This is a genomic window from Variovorax beijingensis, assembly GCF_007828835.1.
Classification (GTDB): domain Bacteria; phylum Pseudomonadota; class Gammaproteobacteria; order Burkholderiales; family Burkholderiaceae_C; genus Variovorax; species Variovorax beijingensis_A.
This window is the reverse complement of record NZ_VIVL01000002.1, coordinates 703215-721206: the sequence shown is the minus strand read 5'-3', so window position 1 is coordinate 721206 and position 17992 is coordinate 703215. Positions and strand designations below refer to the sequence as shown.

Below are 17992 nucleotides of genomic sequence, written 5' to 3'. Positions count from 1 at the left end.
CTCAGGCCGCCTGTTCGATCGCCTCGCGCATGCAGCGCGTGATGCCACGCACCGCCACCGAATCGGGCTTGCCCGCAAAACGCAAGGCGCGCACCGGCACCGGGATGTGCGGCTCCAGCGCGAGCACGTCGACCTTGGCGGCGTCCGCCGAGCGCGCCGTGCAGCCGTCGACCAGCGCCACGCCGAGGCCGTGGTGCGCCATCGACAGCGCCGCGTGGTAGGTCTGCACCGTGACCACCGCCTGCTGGAAGCCGACGCCCGCCTGGCGGCAGGCCTGGCTCAGGCTGGTGCCCACCGGGTCACGGCTGTCCAGGCCGATCACCGGCCGGTCGACCAGGTCGTGCAGCGCCACCGAGCCGTTGCGCACCAGTGCGCGCGGCAGCATGCCCTTGGGCGCGATGCACACCATGCGCGTGTCGGCCAGCGTCTCCTGCGTGAGCGAGGGATGCACCGCGGGGCTGAAGACAAAGCCCACGTCGGCCTCCTGCAGCAGCAGCGCCGACATGATCTGCGGCGAATGCAGCGACTCGACGGTGATCGAATAGCCGGGGTGCTTCTCGCGGAAGGCCTTGAGCGCGCGCGGCAGCACCTCGTAGCTCAGCGCCAGCACGCTCAGGATGCGCAGCTCGCCGGTGTCGCTGCCCGCCCGCAGGTTGGCCGCGAGGCGCTGCACCTCGTCGAGCTGCGCGAACAGCCGCTCGATGTGCGGATAGAGCGTGAGCGCCTCGGTGGTCGGCGTGAGCCGGCCCTTGGCGCGCTGGAACAGCGGAAAGCCCAGTTGCAGCTCGGCATGCTGCAAGGTGCGGCTCACGGCCGGCTGCGTGATGTTGATGAGCCGCGCCGCCGCGCTCACGCTGCCCGTGAGCATGATCGCGTTGAAGACCTCGATGTGGCGCAGGCGCATGGCCGGCTCAGTTGCCTGCGACCTTGCTGCGCGAGAGGTCCATCACCATGCGGGTTGCAAGATAGAGCCTCGGCTCGATGGAGTCGACCAGCACGTACTCGGCATCGGCCGAATGCGCGCCGAAGCCCTGCAGGCCGAAGCGCTCGACCACCGGCGCCTTGGTCTTGAGCGCGGCAAAGGCGGCATCGGTGCCGCCGCCGGCCACCTTGTCGTCGGCGCCCAGCGGCCGGCCGAGCTCGTCCTTGTAGATCTGCTGCGCGTGCTTCGCAAGCGCCAGCGAGGCATCGGTGGCTTCGAGCGGCGGACGGCGGCGCTCGAACTTCATCACGACCTTGGCCTCCGGGATCAGCTGCTTCTTCACGCGCTCCTGCACCTGCTGCTCGATGCGGTCGTAGTCGCTCACCTTGAGCACGCGCACGTCGGCGCCCGCGGTGGCGCTGGCCGGAATCACGTTGCGGTTGCTGCCCGAGCGCGAGATGGTCCAGTTCATCTTGAGCCCGGTGGCGGGATCGGACAGGTCGCGCATCTGCAGGATCTGGTGCGACAGCTCGTAGAGCGCGTTCACGCCCAGCTCCGGCGCCGAACCCGCGTGCGAGGCCTTGCCCGTGACGTTCAGCGTGACCGAGGCGATGCCCGCGGTAGCCAGCGAGAGCTTGTCTTCCTTGACCGAGGCGCCCTCGAACGACAGCACCGCATCGTGCTCGCCGCCCAGCCGCGTGATGAGCGCGCGCGAACCCGGCGAGCTGATTTCCTCGTCGCCGTTGATCAGCACCGTGAGCGTGCCGTAGTCCTTGAACTTCAGCGCCTGCAGCATCGCCACCGTGTGCGTGATGACGGCCACGCCCTGCTTGTCGTCGGCAATGCCCAGGCCATAGGCCTTGTCGCCTTCGACGCGGAACGGCTGCTTGTCGAGCATGCCCACGGTGTAGACCGTGTCCATGTGCGCGATCAACATGAACTTCTTCTTGCCCGTGCCCTTGAAGGTGGCGCGCACCGCCCGGCCGATCTTCTCGGGCGTGTCTTCCATGCGGTAGGCCTCGGCGCTGGTGTCGACCAGCTCGACCTCGCCGCCCATGGCCTTGAACTTTGCGGCGATGAGCTCGGAGATCTTCTCGAGGCCTTCGAGGTCGCGGCTGCCGGATTCGATGGAGACCAGCTCCTTCAGCGTCTCGAGCAGCGCGGGCTTTTCCTTGGCGGCCAGCGAGGCGATGCGGGCATCGGGCGCGGCAAACGCGGTGCCAAGGCATGCGGCGCAAACGGCGGCGAGCAAGAATTTGCGGGGCTGGAATGTCATGTGCGTGCTTCTTCTTTCTTCAGTGGGTGGGGATCAGTGCGCCTTGTCCCAGTTGGGACCGATGCCGATCTCGGCCAGGAGCGGCACCTTGAGCTCGGCCACGCCGGCCATCAGGCGCGGGATTTCGGTGCGCACCCATTCGATCTCGGCTTCGGGCACCTCGAACACCAGTTCGTCGTGCACCTGCATGATCATGCGGGTGGCGCGCTTCTCCTCGTCAAGCACGTTCTGTACCTTGATCATGCTGAGCTTGATCAGGTCGGCCGCCGTGCCCTGCATCGGCGCGTTGATGGCGGCGCGCTCGGCACCGCCGCGGCGCGGGCCGTTGGGCGAATTGATCTCGGGCAGGTAGAGGCGCCGGCCGAACACGGTCTCCACATAGCCCTTCTCCTTGGCCAGCGCCTTGGTCTCGTCCATGTACGCCTTCACGCCCGGATAGCGCGCAAAGTAGCGGTCGATGTAGGAGGCCGCGGCCTTGGTCTCGATGCCCAGGTTGCGCGCCAGGCCGAAGCTGCTCATGCCGTAGATGAGCCCGAAGTTGATCACCTTGGCATAGCGGCGCTGCTCGCTCGACACCTGGTCGGGCGTGGCGCCGAACACCTCCGCCGCGGTGGCGCGGTGCACGTCGATGCCTTCCCTGAAGGCGCGCAGCAGCGACTCGTCGCCGCTGATGTGGGCCATGATGCGCAGCTCGATCTGCGAGTAGTCGGCGCTCGCGATCACGCTGCCGAGCGGCGCGATGAAGGCCTCGCGCACGCGGCGGCCTTCGGGCGTGCGGATCGGAATGTTCTGCAGGTTGGGATCGTTGCTCGACAGCCGCCCCGTGACCGCCACCGCCTGCGCATAGTGCGTGTGGACGCGGCCGGTGCGCGGGTTGGCGAGCTGGCCCAGCTTGTCGGTGTAGGTGCCCTTGAGCTTGGACAGGCCGCGGTGCTCGAGGATCTTGGCCGGCAGCGGATAGTCCTCGGCCAGCTTCTCGAGCACTTCCTCGTCGGTGCTGGGTGCGCCGCTCGGCGTCTTCTTGACCACCGGCAGGCCCAGCTTGGTGAAGAAGATCTCGCCGATCTGCTTGGGCGAGCCCAGGTTGAAGGGCTGGCCGGCGATCTCGTAAGCCTCCTGCTCGAGCGCCATGATGCGCGTGCCGAGTTCGTGGCTCTGCGCGGCCAGCGTGGGCGCATCGATCAGCACGCCGTTGCGTTCGACGCGGTAGAGCGCCTCGCTCGAATCCATCTCGAGCTGGTAGATGAAGCGCAGCTTCTCGTCGCGCTCGATCTGGGGCCACAGCGCCAGGTGCACGTCGAGCGTCTGGTCGCTGTCCTCGCACGAATATTCGGCGGCCTTGGCGATGTCAACCTGGCTGAACGGGATCTGGTGCGCGCCCTTGCCGCACAGGTCTTCGTACGAGATGCCGCTGCGGCCCAGGTGCCGTTCGGCCAGGCTCGCGAGCCCGTGCGGCCGGTGCGCCTCGAGCACGTAGCTCTGCAGCATGGTGTCGTGCGCATAGCCCTGCACCTCGATGCCGTGGTTGGCGAACACATGGCGGTCGTACTTGATGTGCTGGCCGAGCTTCTTCTTCGCGGGGTTTTCGAGCCAGGGCTTGAGCCTGGCGAGCACTTCGTCGATGGGCAGCTGCGCGGGCGCGTCGGGATAGTTGTGCGCGAGCGGAACGTAGGCCGCCGCGCCGGGCTCGATGCTGAAGCTCACGCCGACGATGCGCGCGACCATCTCGTCGAGCGAGGTGGTCTCGGTGTCGATGGCGGCCAGCTCGGCGGCCTCGAGCTTGGCGAGCCAGGCATCGAACTGCTCCCAGGTGGTGATCGTCTCGTACTTGAGGTTGCTCGCGGGCGCAGCGGCCTCCAGCGCGCCGAGCTCGGCCGATTCGTCGAACAGGCCGCCCTGGTCGGCGCTCGCGGCGGCGCCCCGGGCCAACTGCTTCTTGATGTTCTCTTCGATCAGCTCGGGCGGCACTTCCAGCGCCTCGAGGGACTTGACCAGGCTCTTGAAGCCGAACCTCTCGTAGAAGGGCTTGAGCTCCGCGGTCTGCGGTGCACCCACCGGCAGGCCTTCGAGCGAAGGCAGGCCGGCCACATGCGCGGCCAGGTCGCAATCGGTGCGGATGGTGACGAGCTGGCGGCTCAGCGGGAGCTTGTCCAGGGCCTTGCGCAGGTTTTCACCAGCCTGGCCTTTCACCTCGGCGGCGCGTTCGATCAGCGCGTCGAGCGAGCCGTATTCGAGCAGCCACTTGGCAGCAGTCTTGGGGCCGACCTTCTCGACGCCGGGCACATTGTCGACGGCATCGCCCACCAGCGTCTGGTAGTCGATCATCAAGGTGGGCGGCACGCCGAATTCGGCCGTGACCCCCGCCACGTCGCGCTTCTTGCCGTTCATCGTGTCGATGATCGTGATGTGCTCGTCCACCAGCTGGCTCAGGTCCTTGTCGCCGCTCGACACGATGACTTCGATGCCCTGCTGCGCCGCCGTCTTGGCGAGCGTGCCGATCACGTCGTCGGCCTCGATGTCGGGCACGCAGAGCACCGGCCAGCCCATCAGCTTGACCACCTGGTGGATAGGGTCGATCTGGCTGCGCAGGTCGTCGGGCATGGGAGAGCGGTTGGCCTTGTACTCGGGGTACAGGTCGTCGCGGAAAGTCTTGCCGGGCGCATCGAAGACGCAGGCCGCGTAGTCGGCGCGCACCTCGCGGCGCAGCGCCGTCATCATGTTGATCATTCCGCGGATGGCGCCGGTCGCCGGGCTCTTCGGGTCGCCGGGCACGGCCCGCAGGTCGGGCATGGCATGGAAGGCGCGGTAGAGATAGCTCGAGCCATCGACGAGCAGCAGCGTTTTCTTGTCGGTCATCGGGCCATTTTGCCGTGCCCGGACCGGCATCCCGAACCACGCCGGCAAGCGCCGCCGGCCGACACCCCGAAAGCGCCCCCGCGCCTACAATCCCTGCATGCCTAGCCCCACACTCCTGGTCGCCCGCCGCATCCTGCTGGCGCTGGCCTTTGCCGTCCCCGTTGCCGCCGTCCAGGCGCAGCCTGCGCCCGCCGCAACGCCTGCGCCGGCCGAGCCGCTACAAAATCAGGAGCAGGCCGACGGCCGCCGCAACCAGAAGGTCGAGCACATCCACACGGAAGACAGCGGCGCCTCGGTCGACGAGGTGCGCTACGGCGGCCGCACGCAGAGCATCAACGTGAAGCCCAAGGCCAACGTGCCGGGCTACGAGGTGCGGCCCAACGATCCAGGCGCCCGTGCGGGTTCGGGTGATGCCAACTCGAACGGCAACGGCGCCCGGGTCTGGAACGTGATGAAGTTCTGACCGTGCCGCGCCTTCCATCTGCAGCAAGACGCTGAGCATCGCCATGGCAGTTTTTACCGAAGTCGAGTTCGGCGAGGCGGACGCGCTCGTGCAGCGCCTGGGTCTCGGCCCGCTGCGCGAGCTGCGCGGCATCGAGGGCGGCATCGAGAACACCAACTACTTCGCGACCACCGAAAGCGGCGAGTTCGTGCTGACGCTGTTCGAGCGCCTCAGTGCCGAGCAGCTCCCCTACTACCTTTGTCTCATGAAGCACCTGGCGGGCCGCGGCCTGCCGGTGCCCGAGCCGGTGGCCGACCCGGCCATCCAGCCGCCGTCGGGCCATGCGCTCACCATTCCCGCGAACGCCCCGTGCGAACTGCTGCTCCAGGTGGCGGGCAAGCCGGCCGCGCTGGTGCAGCGGCTCTCGGGCCGCAGCGAACTGGCGCCGGGCACGGCCCATTGCGCCGAACTGGGCGCCCTGCTCGCGCGCATGCACCTGGCCGCGCGCGACTTTCCGCGCATCCAGCCGAACTTGCGCGGCCTCGCCTGGTGGAACGACACCGTGCCGGTGGTGCTGCCCTACGTCGACGAATCGCAGGCCGCGCTGCTGCGCGCCGAGCTCGCCTACCAGAACCACATCGCCGAATCCTCGGCCTATGCGGCGCTGCCGCGCGGCCCGGTGCATGCCGACATGTTCCGCGACAACGTGATGTTCGCCACCGGCGAGACGGCCGGCACGGCGCCGCGCCTCACCGGCGTGTTCGACTTCTATTTCGCGGGCACCGACACCTGGCTGTTCGACCTGGCCGTGTGCCTGAACGACTGGGCCGTCGATCTCCCGACCGGCCGGCACGACGCCGAACGCGCCGACGCGCTGCTTGCGGCCTACGAAAGCGTGCGCCCGCTGAATGCGGCAGAGCGCGCCCTGCTGCCCGCCATGCTGCGGGCCGCGGCGCTGCGCTTCTGGATTTCTCGGCTGTGGGACTTCCACCTGCCGCGCGAAGCCAGCATGCTCAAGCCGCACGACCCGGCGCACTTCGAGCGCGTGCTGCGCGAGCGCGCCAACCATCCGCATGCCATGGCGCAGTCGCTCGAGCCGCTGCCCGCCTGACCCTTCAAAAATGAAACTCCACATCGTGCCGGCGCGAACCGGCGCCGAATGGGTCCGCCTCGGGCTCAAGACCTTCTGGCGGCAGCCGCTCGCCTTCATCTCGCTGTTCTTCCTGCTGATGGCGCTGATTTCGACGGTGTCGCTGCTGCCGCTGGTGGGCAGCGTGCTGGCGCCGGTCCTGCTGCCCTTCATGACGCTGGGCCTGATGGTGGCCACTTCGGTGGCCTACACCGACAACGCAGAGGGCGTCGGCACCGCCGGCCACGCGCAGCGGCCCACCGGCTCCGCCATGTTCGTGGCGGTGGCCGGCGCCATGCGCACCGAGTGGCGCTCGCTGGTCAAGCTCGGCGTGATCTCGGCGGCGTATTTCGTGGTGGCCGTGCTGCTCACGAGCTTCATCGACGGCGGCCAGCTGGCACGCGCCTACCTGCTCGACGACATGCCGTCAGCCGAGACCATGGCCAGCAGCGACTTCCAGGTGGCGCGCATGTTCCTGATGTGCCTGAACCTGCCGCTCTCGCTGGCGATGTGGCACGCCCCGGCGCTCGTGCACTGGCACGGCGTGGAGCCGGTCAAGAGCATCTTCTTCAGCGTGGTGGCGCTGTTCCGCAACTTCGGCGCCTACGCCCTCTTCGTGCTGGCGTGGTTCGGCGTGTTCCTTCTCGCGGGCATCGGCATGGGGCTCATCGCCACCGTGCTGATCGGCGTGGGCGCGGCGGCCGGCGGCGCGGCCCTCATCGGCAACGTGCTGATCGTGGGATCGGCACTGGTGCTCGCGGCCATGTCGCTGAGCTCCACCTGGTTCACCTTCCGCGACAGCTTCGATCCGGGCTGATCGACCTCAGGGCCGGCGCCCGTTCACACCGGCGTGAGCTTGGCCACCGACAGCGCGAGCCACTTCACGCCGTGGCGCGCGAACTTGACCTGCGCGCGCGCGTCGTCGCCGGTGCCTTCGAGCGACAGCACCGTGCCTTCGCCGAACTTGTTGTGGAACACCTGCATACCCGAGCGCAGGCCGTGCGAGGGCGCGGCCTTCTGCGGCGGCACTGGCGGGCTCGCGAAAGTGTCCTTGCTGCCGCCGTAGCCGCCTCCGCTGCTGTAGCTGCCGCCGCCGCCGCGCGTGCTCGCATAGCCGCCGCCATAGCCGAAGGCCGAGGGCGTGAAGGCCTGGTTCTTCGGCGTGAGCCACTTGAGCGCGCCTTCGGGCAGCTCCTCGAAGAAGCGGCTCTTCACGTTGTAGCGCGTCTGGCCGTGCAGCATGCGCGTCTGCGAATGGCTCAGGTAGAGGCGCTTGCGCGCGCGCGTGATCGCCACGTACATCAGGCGGCGCTCTTCCTCGAGGCTCTCGAAATCGCTCATCGAGTTCTCGTGCGGGAACAGGCCCTCTTCCATGCCGGTGATGAACACGCAGTCGAACTCCAGGCCCTTGGCGGCGTGAACGGTCATGAGCTGCACCGCGTCCTGCCCGGCCTGCGCCTGGTTGTCGCCCGATTCGAGCGCCGCATGCGTGAGGAAGGCGGCCAGCGGGCTCAGCGTTTCGCCGGTTTCGGCATCGGGCGCGAGCGGCTCGTCGATGACGGGCCGGTTCGGATCGAGCCCCTGGCTCGCGGGCGACTGGCGCAGTTCGTCGATGGGCAGCGCCACCGCATCGCGGCCGAAGCCTTCCTGCGTGACGAAGCTCTCGGCCGCGTTCACCAGTTCTTCCAGGTTCTCGATGCGGTCGGCGCCTTCGCGGTCGGCCTTGTAGTGTTCGACGAGGCCGCTGTGGTCGAGCACCAGTTCGATGATCTCGCGCAGGCTGGCGCCCTGCGTCTGCTCGCGCAGCACGTCGATCTTGGCGACGAAGGCCGTGAGGTTCGAGCCCGCCTTGCCGCCGACGGCATGCACCGCGTCGTGCAGCGAGCGGCCCGCCGTGCGCGCCGCGTCCTGCAGCTGCTCGAGCGTGCGCGCGCCGATGCCGCGCGGCGGAAAGTTGACCACGCGCAGAAAGCTGGTGTCGTCGTCCTTGTTCTCGAGCAGGCGCAGGTAGGCGAGCGCGTGCTTGATTTCGGCGCGCTCGAAGAAGCGCAGGCCGCCGTACACGCGGTACGGCACCGAGGCGTTGAAGAGCGCCGTTTCGATCACCCGGCTCTGCGCATTGCTGCGGTAGAGCACGGCCATTTCCTTGCGGTCGAAGCCGTCGCGCACGAGCTGGCGCATTTCCTCGACCATCCACTGCGCCTCGGCCAGGTCGGTGGGCGACTCGTACACGCGTACCGGCTCGCCGGGCCCCTGGTCGGTGCGCAGGTTCTTGCCCAGGCGCTTCTTGTTGTGGCTGATGAGCTCGTTGGCCGAATCGAGGATGTTGCTGTAGCTGCGGTAGTTCTGCTCCAGCTTGATCTGGTGCTGCACGTCGAACTCGCGCACGAAGTCGGCCATGTTGCCCACGCGCGCGCCGCGGAAGGCGTAGATGCTCTGGTCGTCGTCGCCCACGGCGATCACGCTGTTGTTCTGGCCCGGCACGAACTGGCCTCCCGCCGCGGTGCTGCCCGAGATCATCTTGATCCACGCGTACTGCAGGCGGTTGGTGTCCTGGAACTCGTCGATCAGGATGTGGCGGAAGCGCCGCTGGTAGTGCTCGCGCACCGCGTCGTTGTCGCGCAGGAGTTCGTAGCTGCGCAGCATGAGTTCGCCGAAGTCGACCACGCCTTCGCGCTGGCACTGCTCTTCATAGAGCTGGTAGAGCTCGACCTTCTTGCGGTCGTCCTCGGTGCGGATCTCCACGTCCTTCGGGCGCAGGCCGTCTTCCTTGGCGCCGGCAATGAACCACTGGGTCTGCTTGGCCGGAAAGCGCTCGTCGTCGACGTTGAACTGCTTCATCAGCCGCTTGATGGCCGAGAGCTGGTCCTGCGTGTCGAGGATCTGGAAGGTGGAAGGGAGGTTGGCCAGCTTCCAGTGCGCGCGCAGGAAGCGGTTGCACAGGCCGTGGAAGGTGCCGATCCACATGCCGCGCACATTCACGGGCAGCATCGCCGTGAGCCGCGTCATCATTTCCTTGGCGGCCTTGTTGGTGAAGGTCACGGCCAGGATGCCGCCGGCGGAGACCTGGCCGGTCTGCAGCAGCCAGGCGATGCGGGTGGTCAGCACCCGCGTCTTGCCCGAGCCGGCGCCGGCAAGGATCAGGGCATTGCCCGCAGGCAGGGTGACCGCGGCGCGCTGCTCCGGGTTGAGGTTGGCGAGCAGGGGCGAATCGGCCGCTGGGGATGGGGGTGCGCCGGCAGTGGCGTCGTACGAGCCGAAAAGAGACATCCCGGCATTGTAGGAAGCCGGGGCGTCCCGACGCGGCGGCGGGGTTGCCCGCGCCCTCTTACTTCGCGAGTTTCAGCGTGCCCTTCATGATCGACGAATGGCCCGGAAAGGAGCAGAAGAAGGTGTAGCTGTCGGCCGCGCCCAGCTTGGCGACCGGAAAGCTCACGCTGTCGCTTTCGCCGCCGCCGATGATCTTGGTGTGCGCCACGACGCGCGCGTCGCCAGCCTTCACATAGTTCTGCGGCAGGCCGGCAGCGATGCCGTCGGCGGCGACCGCCTGCACGTCGGCCGTCCTGGCAAGCACCCAGTTGTGGCCCATGGCCTGCTTCGGCAGCTTGCCGACGTGCTTGAGCTTGACGGTGAATTCCTTGCAGCTCTTGCTCACCTCGATGGCAGGCTTGTTGAACTGCATCGCGTCGTTGCCTTCGATCTCCACGCTGCAGTCGGCAGCGAAGGCGGAGGAAGCGGCGAGAGAAGCGAGCGCCAGAACGGCGGTGGCGGCGAGGTGGCGGCGAGGTGGCGGCGAAGCATGGGAACGATCTCCAGAAGAAGAAATGAACGGGGCGCAGGACGTGCTGCGCCAGCGGCATTGTCGAGCGCGCCCGCCGCGCGGCACTGATCTGGATCAAATGGTACTGCCGCGGGCTGCGCATCGCCGCCGCGGCCCGGCCGGGCAGACCGGCCGGCGAATAAGGTCTATACGAAAGCGCGCAGGAAGGCGGAGCACCACCTCCCTATAATCAATCACCGGGCCCAAGTTTCTTGTCGCCCGGTTTTTTTGTGCCTGCATGGCGCCAATGACCGGGCCGGGACCAAGCGCCCACGCCGCCGAAATCGTTCGGCGGCGCACCCTTCACAGGAAGCTTGGTTTCTCATGCAAATCTTCGATTACGACAACATTCTTCTGCTGCCGCGCAAGTGCCGCGTGGAAAGCCGCTCGGAGTGCGACGCCAGCGTGACGCTCGGCGCACGCAGCTTCCGACTGCCGGTGGTGCCGGCCAACATGAAGACGGTGGTGGACGAGCCGATCTGCCTGTGGCTGGCGCAGAACGGCTACTTCTACGTGATGCACCGCTTCGACCTGGACAACGTGAAGTTCGTCAGGCAGATGCACGGCAAGGGCGTGTTCGCCTCGATCTCGCTGGGTGTGAAGAAGCCCGACTACGACACCGTCGACCAGTTGGCGGCCGAGGGCTTGGTGCCCGAATACGTCACCATCGACATCGCGCACGGCCATGCCGACAGCGTGAAGAACATGATCGGCTACCTCAAGCAGAAGCTGCCGGGCTCCTTCGTGATTGCCGGCAACATCGGCACGCCCGAAGCGGTGATCGACCTGGAGAACTGGGGCGCCGACGCCACCAAGGTCGGCATCGGCCCGGGCAAGGTCTGCATCACCAAGCTCAAGACCGGCTTCGGCACCGGCGGCTGGCAGCTCAGCGCGCTCAAGTGGTGCGCGCGCGTGGCCACCAAGCCGATCATCGCGGACGGCGGCATCCGCGACCACGGCGACATCGCCAAGAGCGTGCGCTTCGGCGCCTCGATGGTGATGATCGGCTCGCTGTTCGCGGGGCACGAGGAATCGCCGGGCCGCACCGTCGAGGTCGACGGCGCGCTCTTCAAGGAGTACTACGGCTCCGCCAGTGACTTCAACAAGGGCGAGTACAAGCACGTCGAGGGCAAGCGCATCCTCGAGCCCATCAAGGGCAAGCTGGCCGACACGCTGATCGAGATGGAGCAGGACGTGCAGAGCTCCATCAGCTACGCGGGCGGCCGCGCGCTGATGGACATCCGCAAGGTCAACTACGTCACGCTCGGCGGCGACAACGCAGGCGAGCACCTGCTGATGTAGGCCCTCGCCGGGTCAGGCCTCCAGCAGCTGCGCCGCGCCGCGATGCAGCCTGTGGGCCGGGTCCGCCAGCGCGTCGACGATGCTGAAGTGGTTCAGCCCCGGCAGCGATTCGCACACGGGCACGGCGTTGCGGCCCCACGCATCGCGGATCAGCGCGTTGTGGCGGATGAACTCCTCGCTTTCGTCGCCGCCCACCAGCGCGTGCAGCTGGCCGCGCGCTGGGGCCGGCCACAGCGCCGGGCTGGCGCGCAGGGCATCCGCATCGGAGAGCTTCAGGACGTTTTCCAGGAACGGCGTGCGCTGCAGCGGGCGAAGGTCGTAGAGGCCCGAGATCGACAGCGCATTGCGCACCAGCCGCACCGGCAGATCAGGCGAGACTGCCTTCCAATCGCAGGCCAGCAGCGCGGCCGCCATGTGGCCGCCGGCCGAGTGCCCGGCCACGGTGATGCGCGAGGGGTCGGCGCCGAAGCTCGCGGCATGGCGCCAGGTCCACTCGAGCGCGCGCACCATCTGCATGAGGATGCCCGGCACGGTCACGGGCGCTTCCGCCGTTCCGGGGCACAGCGCGTAGTTGGGCATCACCACGCACACGCCGCGGTCGTTGAACGCGGGCGCAATGAACGAATGGTCCCGCTTGTCCATCGCGCGCCAGTAGCCGCCGTGAATGAACACCAGCACCGGTGCGCCGGGCACGGGTGCCGGAAAGATGTCGAGCGTCTCGTTCACGCCCTGGCCGTAGGGCACGTCGATCCGGCCAGGCAGGGTTTCGCGCACGGCTTGCGAGTCGCGGCCCCAGCGGGCGAAGTACGCCGGGTGCTCCTTCACGCGCGCAAGATTGTTGTACATGCCTTCCAGCCAGGCGGGTTCGTACGAGGCCATGCGGGTTGTGCTTTCCTTCTTTTTTCGAAGCGCGCATCTTGGCATGCGGGCCATGCGTTCCCGGGCGGGTTCTGGTTAAAATCCGGCTTGCGTTGGGGGGGTAGCTCAGCTGGGAGAGCGCCGCGTTCGCAATGCGGAGGTCGGGAGTTCGATCCTCCTCCTCTCCACCATCCCATCAGAAGGGCTCGGATCTTTCCGAGCCCTTTTTCTTTGCCCGGCCGATGGGCACTCCCTTGGGCACCGATACATCTGCTGGCCGGTGGCCGCAATTTGCATCATTCGGTAACAAAAGTACACATTGCAAACGGGGTTAACCGAAAAGTATTGCTTTCGACTACAAAAGTAGTAATGTGAAATCCTCGCAGATATTAATTTTGGCGCAAAAGTGAACCAAGGTGTTACGTCACAGAGCTTCCTTCCCAGGGGCATGGGCGTTTTGTCGTGGTTGGCTGGCAGGGCATGAGCCGCTCTATGCACTTGAAAAAAAAGCGCCATGCAAGCCCATTCCATCGACCCCGATTACGGGACCGACTCCAGCCTCACCGCCGATGCGCTCATGGTGTCGCGGATGCGGCTGGTGCTGTCGGTGTCGGCGCTGCTGGCGGTTGCGGTTGACCTTCGCGATCCGCAACTGCGCGTAGGCAGCGCCGTCTGGCTCACGTTCTCCTGCTACGCGCTCTACAGCCTCGGCGTGTACATCTGCACGCGAAAGGGCCAGCCCTACTTCCAGGGCAAGGCCATCCATTGGTTCGACGTGCTGTGGTTCACGCTCATCGTCTTCGCGAGCGGCGGCAGTGGCAGCCTGTATTTCCTCTTCTATTTCTTTGCCATCCTCACCTCGTCCTTCAGGTGGGGATACGAGGAAGGCGCCCGGGTCACCATGGCCTCGGTCGCCTCTTTTGCCGTCTGCGGCCTGGGAACGAACCTCGCGAACGACACGCCGCAGCTGCTGATGCGCACCACCTTCCTGCTGGCGCTGGGCCACATGATCGGGCACTGGGGCGGCTCGAAGGTCGAACTGCGGCGGCGCCTGTCCCTCCTGAGCCAGGTGAGCCGGCTGTCGAACCCCCGCTTCGGCGTGGCCCGCACCATCGCCAGTACCCTGGAGAAGACGCTGGCCTTCTACAAGGCAAGCCACTGCGTGCTCCTGACGCGCGACACGGCCAATGGCTGCTGGGTCATGCGTACGCTCAGGCAAAGCCACGCGGGCGAGGCGGTCGACGTCGAGACCATCGACCAGGCTTTCGAATTGCCGCTGATGGCGCTGAACCCCGGCCACATCGTGCTGCGCAACCGCCTGCCGTGGCCGCTGAGCCGGCTGTGCGTGCAGGGCCATGCCTTCGACCTGCGCCTGCGCCGCTGGTACCCGCAAGACGAGCCGGGCCTTCGGCGCAGCGCTGCGGTTGCCGCCATGCTGGAGGCGCGCTCCTTCATCAGCGCACCGCTGCCGATGCGCCAGGGAGAGGGACGCATCTACGTGTCGACGAACGAAGGGCTGTTCCGCAAGTCCGATGCGCTGTTCCTTTCGCACATGATGAGCCAGGTCTTTCCGGTGATCGAGACGATCGGGGTGCTCGACCGGATGGCCTCGGAGGCCGCCTCGAAGGAGCGCCTGAAGATCTCGCTGGACCTGCACGACACGGCGATCCAGCCCTACATCGGCCTGAAGCTGGGACTGAGCGCGCTGCGCAAGAAGGCGGGCGCCGACAACCCGCTGGTCGAAGACCTGGACAAGCTCGCCAGCATGGCCGAGGGCGTGGTGGCCGACCTGCGCCACTATGCGGGCATCGTCAAGCATGGCGGAGAAAGCCACTGCGAGTTCATTCTTCCTCACCTGCACCGCCAGGCCGCGCGCATCAAGACGCTCTACGGCATCGACATGGAGATCCTGGTCGATGGCGACGTCCACCTGGACGACCGGATGACGGCCGAAGTGCTGCAGCTGGTGCGCGAAGGGCTGAACAACATCTGCAAGCACACCCACGCGCACCGCGGCTGCATCCGCATCGGCTGCACGGACGGCAAGCTGCAGATCAGGATCGAAAACGAGTCCTGCGGCATGGACTTCTCGGACTTCCGCCCACGTTCCATCAGCGAACGCGCAGCCGCCCTCGGCGGGCATGCGCAAGTCGGCCAAGGCGCGGGCGGCGCCACGGCCGTACTGATCGAAATACCCATCTAGGAAGGCGAAGGTGTCAACATGCAAGCCACAACAACGCACCCCATCGGCGTCATGCTCGTGGACGACCACCAGACCATGCTGTGGGGCCTGTCGAAGCTGATCGACGGCGAGCAGCCGCGCATGAAGGTTGTCGCCACCGCCAACTGCTTCGAGCAGGCGCTGGAACAGACCGAGCACGTGGTGCCCGACGTCATCCTGCTCGATCTGGACCTGGGGGGCCGATGCTCCCTCGACATTCTCCCCAAGCTGCTGTCGAACGACGTCTCGCGCGCGCTCATCCTCACGGCCGAGCGCAAGCAGCAGACGCTGGACCTTGCCGTGCTGCGCGGCGCCAGGGGCGTGCTGTGCAAGGACGCTTCGGCCGAAGAGGTGCTCGATGCGATCGCGCGCGTGCACAACGGCGAGCTGTGCATCGACGCGCAGGCCATGGGCCGCGTGTTCTCCGAACTGACCGCACCGAAGAAGCCGGTGAAGGCCGACCCCGAAGCGGCCAGGATCGCGAGCTTGACGCAGAAGGAGCGGCAGATCATCCGCGCCGTGGTGGAAGGCAGCGGCGCCGCGAACAAGACGCTCGCCTCGCGGCTGTTCGTGACCGAGCACACCTTCCGCAACCACCTCACGTCGATCTACCAGAAGCTCGACGTGGCGAACCGGCTGGAGCTCTACATCTACGCGGTCAAGCACCAGCTCGACGCCACGCCCCATTGAATGCGTCGAATGCGGGCGGCGCTCCAGGGCTCACAGCCCGCCGCTGAGCATCGGCGCGATGATGCGGATCACGCGGATGGCCGCCGGCGTCAGGATGACCATCGAGATGCATGGAAAGATGCACAGCACCAGCGGCAGCAGCATCTTGGTCGGCACCTTGGCGGCCAGTTCTTCCGCGCGAACCTGGCGCTTGTGGCGCAAGTCCTCAGAAAAAACGCGCAGCGATTCGCCGATGCTGGTGCCGAACCGGTCGGCCTGGGTCAGCATGGTGGCGAAGGTGCCGAGTTCCTCCACGCCGGTGCGCAGCGCAAGGTTGCGCAGCGACTTCTCGCGCGTGCCGCCTGCGCGCATCTCCAGATTGGTCCAGTGCAGCTCCAGCGCCAGGGCCTCGCTCTTGACGCGGATCTCTTCGGTGACCTTGACCAAGGCGGCATCGAGCATCACCTCACGTCGGTCTACCAGAAGCTCGACGTGGCGAACCGGCTCGAGTTGTATATCTACGCCATCAAGCACCAGCTCGACGCCGCGCTCAACTGAGCGCGGGCTCCCGGGCTCACTGCCCGCCGCCGAGCATCGGCCCGATGATGCGGACCATGCGGATGGCCGCCGGCGTGAGGATGACCATCGAGATACACGGAAAGATGCACAGCACCAGCGGCAGCAGCATCTTGGTCGGCACCTTGGCGGCAAGCTCTTCCGCGCGAACCTGGCGCTTGTGGCGCAGGTCGTCCGAAAACACGCGCAGCGATTCGCCGATGCTGGTGCCAAACCGGTCGGCCTGGGCCAGCATGGTGGCGAAGGTCCCGATTTCCTCCACGCCGGTGCGCAGCGCAAGGTTGTGCAGCGACTTCTCGCGTGTGCCGCCCGCGCGCATTTCGAGGTTGGTCCAATGCAGTTCCTGCGCCAGGGCCGTGCTCTTGACGCGGATTTCCTCGGTCACCTTGACCAGGGCGGCATCGAGCCCGAGGCCCGCCTCGACGCACACCAGCATCAGGTCGGCGGCATCGGGAAAATTCTCGAAGATCTCGCGTTGGCGCCCCTTGATCATCACGCGCAGCACGATGTTGGGCAGGTAGCAGCCGAACAACGCAGCCACCGCCAGCCAGAGCAGGGTCGTGAGCCCCTCGCCGGCCCCTGCCGCGCGTATGGTCACAAAGACCAGGCCGGCAAGGCCGAGGGGCAGCAGCGTCTTCAGGCCGAAGTAGAACAGGCTCGCATCCGGGTGGCGGATGCCCGCGTTCAGGAACCGCAGGCGCAGCGGCGAGGTCTCGCCTTCGCCCGTGGGCGAGGACAGCTGGGCGAAGGGGCCAACGACCTTGACGGCGGTTTCGGTCCAGGCCGACTTGCCCGATGAAGGCGCCACCGCCCGCAGGCGCTGCTCGGTGCGCGTGGGCAGCATCCAGACCGCGAATCCGCCAATGGCGAGGGACACGGTAACGAACACGAGGATGGGAAACAGCATGGCATTTCTCCTTCAGACACGAATCTTCACGATCTTGCGCAGGATCAGCACGCCGACCACCATCAGGCCCAGCATGTACTTGATGGCCGTGATGCCGATCGGATCGGTCCACAGCGGCGACATGAACTCTGGATTGAAGGCGTTCATGAGCGCCACCAGCGCAAAGGGCATCAGGCCGAGGATCCAGGCCGACAGGCGCCCTTCCGCCGACAGCACCCTTACCCGCGCCAGCAGCTTGAGCCGGTCGCGGATGAGCCGGCTCAAGTTGCCGAGCACCTCGGTCAGGTTGCCGCCGGAGTCGCGCTGGATCAGCACCGACACCACGAAGTAGCGCAGGTCGGTGAGCGGCACGCGTTCGCTCATGTTCGTGAGCGCCTGCTGCAGCGAGACCCCGAAGCCGACCTCGTCAGCCACCATGCGGAACTCGCCCGCAATGGGCTCGGACATCTCGTCGCCGATCATCTGCACGCTGCTGGCGAACGAATGGCCTGCGCGCAGTGCGCGTGTCACCAGGTCCAGCGCGTCCGGCAGTTGCCTTTCGAGATGGGCCAGGCGGCGGCTGCGCCGGTAATTCAGGTAGAGCAATGGCACCGCCGCGCCAGCGGCGCCCGCGAGCATGGCAATCCACGCGGGCTGGTTCGCAAGCGACACCATCGCGAAGAAAACAAGCATGCCGGACAGCGCGCAGGCGAGCAGCACGTGGGACACCGTCCACTCCAGCCCGGCCTGAAGAATGAAGCGATCCAGGCCGTGGGCTCGCGGAAGCTTCAGCAGAACGCGCTGCAGCCACGGCGCATCGCTGAGCACGCGGTCCTTCACGAGCCGTGCCTGCGCGATGCGGTCGGTGGCGGCCGACAGCGCCTGCAGGCGCTTGCCGATCTTCTGCGCCTCGGGGCCCCTGTAAGAACGCCACAGCATGTACAGCCCCTCGATCACCATCAGCACTGTCACGAAGACCAGCACGGACAGTGTGATGAGCGTGTCGCCAACCAGGTTGTCGAGCATGATGGCCTC

At 66.9% G+C, this 17992-nt stretch carries 14 protein-coding genes, 1 tRNA gene and 1 pseudogene; 7 read left to right on the top strand and 9 right to left on the bottom strand.

Annotation, left to right across the window (positions count from 1 at the left end):
* Nucleotide 1 precedes the first annotated feature (1 nt).
* From FB547_RS09735 to polA, 3 genes are read right to left on the bottom strand one after another with little or no spacing between them, the layout of a single operon-like run.
* Entirely contained in the window at nt 2-904 is a 903-nt protein-coding gene (locus FB547_RS09735) for a LysR family transcriptional regulator (RefSeq protein ID WP_145741668.1), read from the bottom strand.
* 7 nt (nt 905-911) lie between these two features.
* Nucleotides 912-2198 carry a M20/M25/M40 family metallo-hydrolase gene (locus FB547_RS09730; RefSeq protein ID WP_145741666.1) on the bottom strand — a complete coding sequence of 429 codons (1287 nt, stop codon included), beginning with the start codon at nt 2196-2198 and terminating at the stop codon, nt 912-914.
* A 33-nt stretch (nt 2199-2231) separates the two neighbouring features.
* A complete protein-coding gene (gene polA / locus FB547_RS09725; protein WP_145741665.1) occupies nt 2232-5054 on the bottom strand; it encodes a DNA polymerase I in 2823 nt (940 codons plus the stop codon).
* Between the two features lie 97 nt (nt 5055-5151).
* Between polA and FB547_RS09720 the strand changes: the two genes are divergently transcribed.
* Genes FB547_RS09720 through FB547_RS09710 form a run of 3 tightly spaced genes read left to right on the top strand, consistent with a single transcriptional unit; the run spans nt 5152 to nt 7442 of the window.
* Nucleotides 5152-5517 carry a hypothetical protein gene (locus FB547_RS09720; RefSeq protein WP_145741663.1) on the top strand — a complete coding sequence of 122 codons (366 nt, stop codon included), beginning with the start codon at nt 5152-5154 and terminating at the stop codon, nt 5515-5517.
* 43 nt (nt 5518-5560) lie between these two features.
* Entirely contained in the window at nt 5561-6607 is a 1047-nt protein-coding gene (locus FB547_RS09715) for a homoserine kinase (RefSeq protein ID WP_145741661.1), read from the top strand.
* 10 nt (nt 6608-6617) lie between these two features.
* Complete coding sequence (locus FB547_RS09710) at nt 6618-7442, top strand: BPSS1780 family membrane protein (protein WP_145741659.1); 825 nt, start codon at nt 6618-6620, stop codon at nt 7440-7442.
* Between the two features lie 23 nt (nt 7443-7465).
* Here FB547_RS09710 and FB547_RS09705 read toward each other — a convergent pair whose 3' ends face one another.
* Together FB547_RS09705 and azu are read right to left on the bottom strand one after the other, a co-directional pair.
* Nucleotides 7466-9895 carry a UvrD-helicase domain-containing protein gene (locus FB547_RS09705; protein WP_145741657.1) on the bottom strand — a complete coding sequence of 810 codons (2430 nt, stop codon included), beginning with the start codon at nt 9893-9895 and terminating at the stop codon, nt 7466-7468.
* A 58-nt stretch (nt 9896-9953) separates the two neighbouring features.
* Nucleotides 9954-10382, bottom strand: coding sequence for an azurin (azu, locus tag FB547_RS09700; protein WP_186454144.1), 429 nt, complete (start codon nt 10380-10382; stop codon nt 9954-9956).
* A 387-nt stretch (nt 10383-10769) separates the two neighbouring features.
* Between azu and FB547_RS09695 the strand changes: the two genes are divergently transcribed.
* A complete protein-coding gene (locus FB547_RS09695) occupies nt 10770-11747 on the top strand; it encodes a GMP reductase (protein WP_145741655.1) in 978 nt (325 codons plus the stop codon).
* A 12-nt stretch (nt 11748-11759) separates the two neighbouring features.
* On the opposite strand, the gene FB547_RS09690 is transcribed toward FB547_RS09695, so the two are convergent.
* On the bottom strand, nt 11760-12626 hold the full coding sequence (locus FB547_RS09690) for an alpha/beta hydrolase (RefSeq protein WP_145741653.1): 867 nt from the start codon (nt 12624-12626) through the stop codon (nt 11760-11762).
* 94 nt (nt 12627-12720) lie between these two features.
* Here FB547_RS09690 and FB547_RS09685 point away from each other — a divergent pair.
* The 3 genes from FB547_RS09685 to FB547_RS09675 all read left to right on the top strand — a co-directional run bounded on the left by FB547_RS09685 (nt 12721) and on the right by FB547_RS09675 (nt 15516).
* Nucleotides 12721-12796: transfer RNA gene (locus FB547_RS09685), tRNA-Ala, on the top strand.
* Nucleotides 12797-13119: 323 nt separating this feature from the next.
* Nucleotides 13120-14808, top strand: a complete 1689-nt coding sequence (locus FB547_RS09680) for a sensor histidine kinase (RefSeq protein ID WP_145741651.1) — start codon at nt 13120-13122, stop codon at nt 14806-14808.
* A gap of 18 nt (nt 14809-14826) precedes the next feature.
* Nucleotides 14827-15516 (top strand): response regulator, encoded by a 690-nt coding sequence (locus FB547_RS09675; RefSeq protein ID WP_145741649.1) that lies wholly within the window; start codon nt 14827-14829, stop codon nt 15514-15516.
* A gap of 30 nt (nt 15517-15546) precedes the next feature.
* On the opposite strand, the pseudogene FB547_RS09670 reads toward FB547_RS09675, so the two are convergent.
* The 3 genes and pseudogenes from FB547_RS09670 to FB547_RS09655 form a co-directional block, all read right to left on the bottom strand.
* Nucleotides 15547-15954, bottom strand: a pseudogene (locus FB547_RS09670) (type II secretion system F family protein); the annotation flags it as partial.
* A 115-nt stretch (nt 15955-16069) separates the two neighbouring features.
* A complete protein-coding gene (locus FB547_RS09660; RefSeq protein WP_145741647.1) occupies nt 16070-16978 on the bottom strand; it encodes a type II secretion system F family protein in 909 nt (302 codons plus the stop codon).
* Between the two features lie 12 nt (nt 16979-16990).
* Complete coding sequence (locus FB547_RS09655) at nt 16991-17983, bottom strand: type II secretion system F family protein (RefSeq protein WP_145741645.1); 993 nt, start codon at nt 17981-17983, stop codon at nt 16991-16993.
* Nucleotides 17984-17992: the final 9 nt, after the last annotated feature.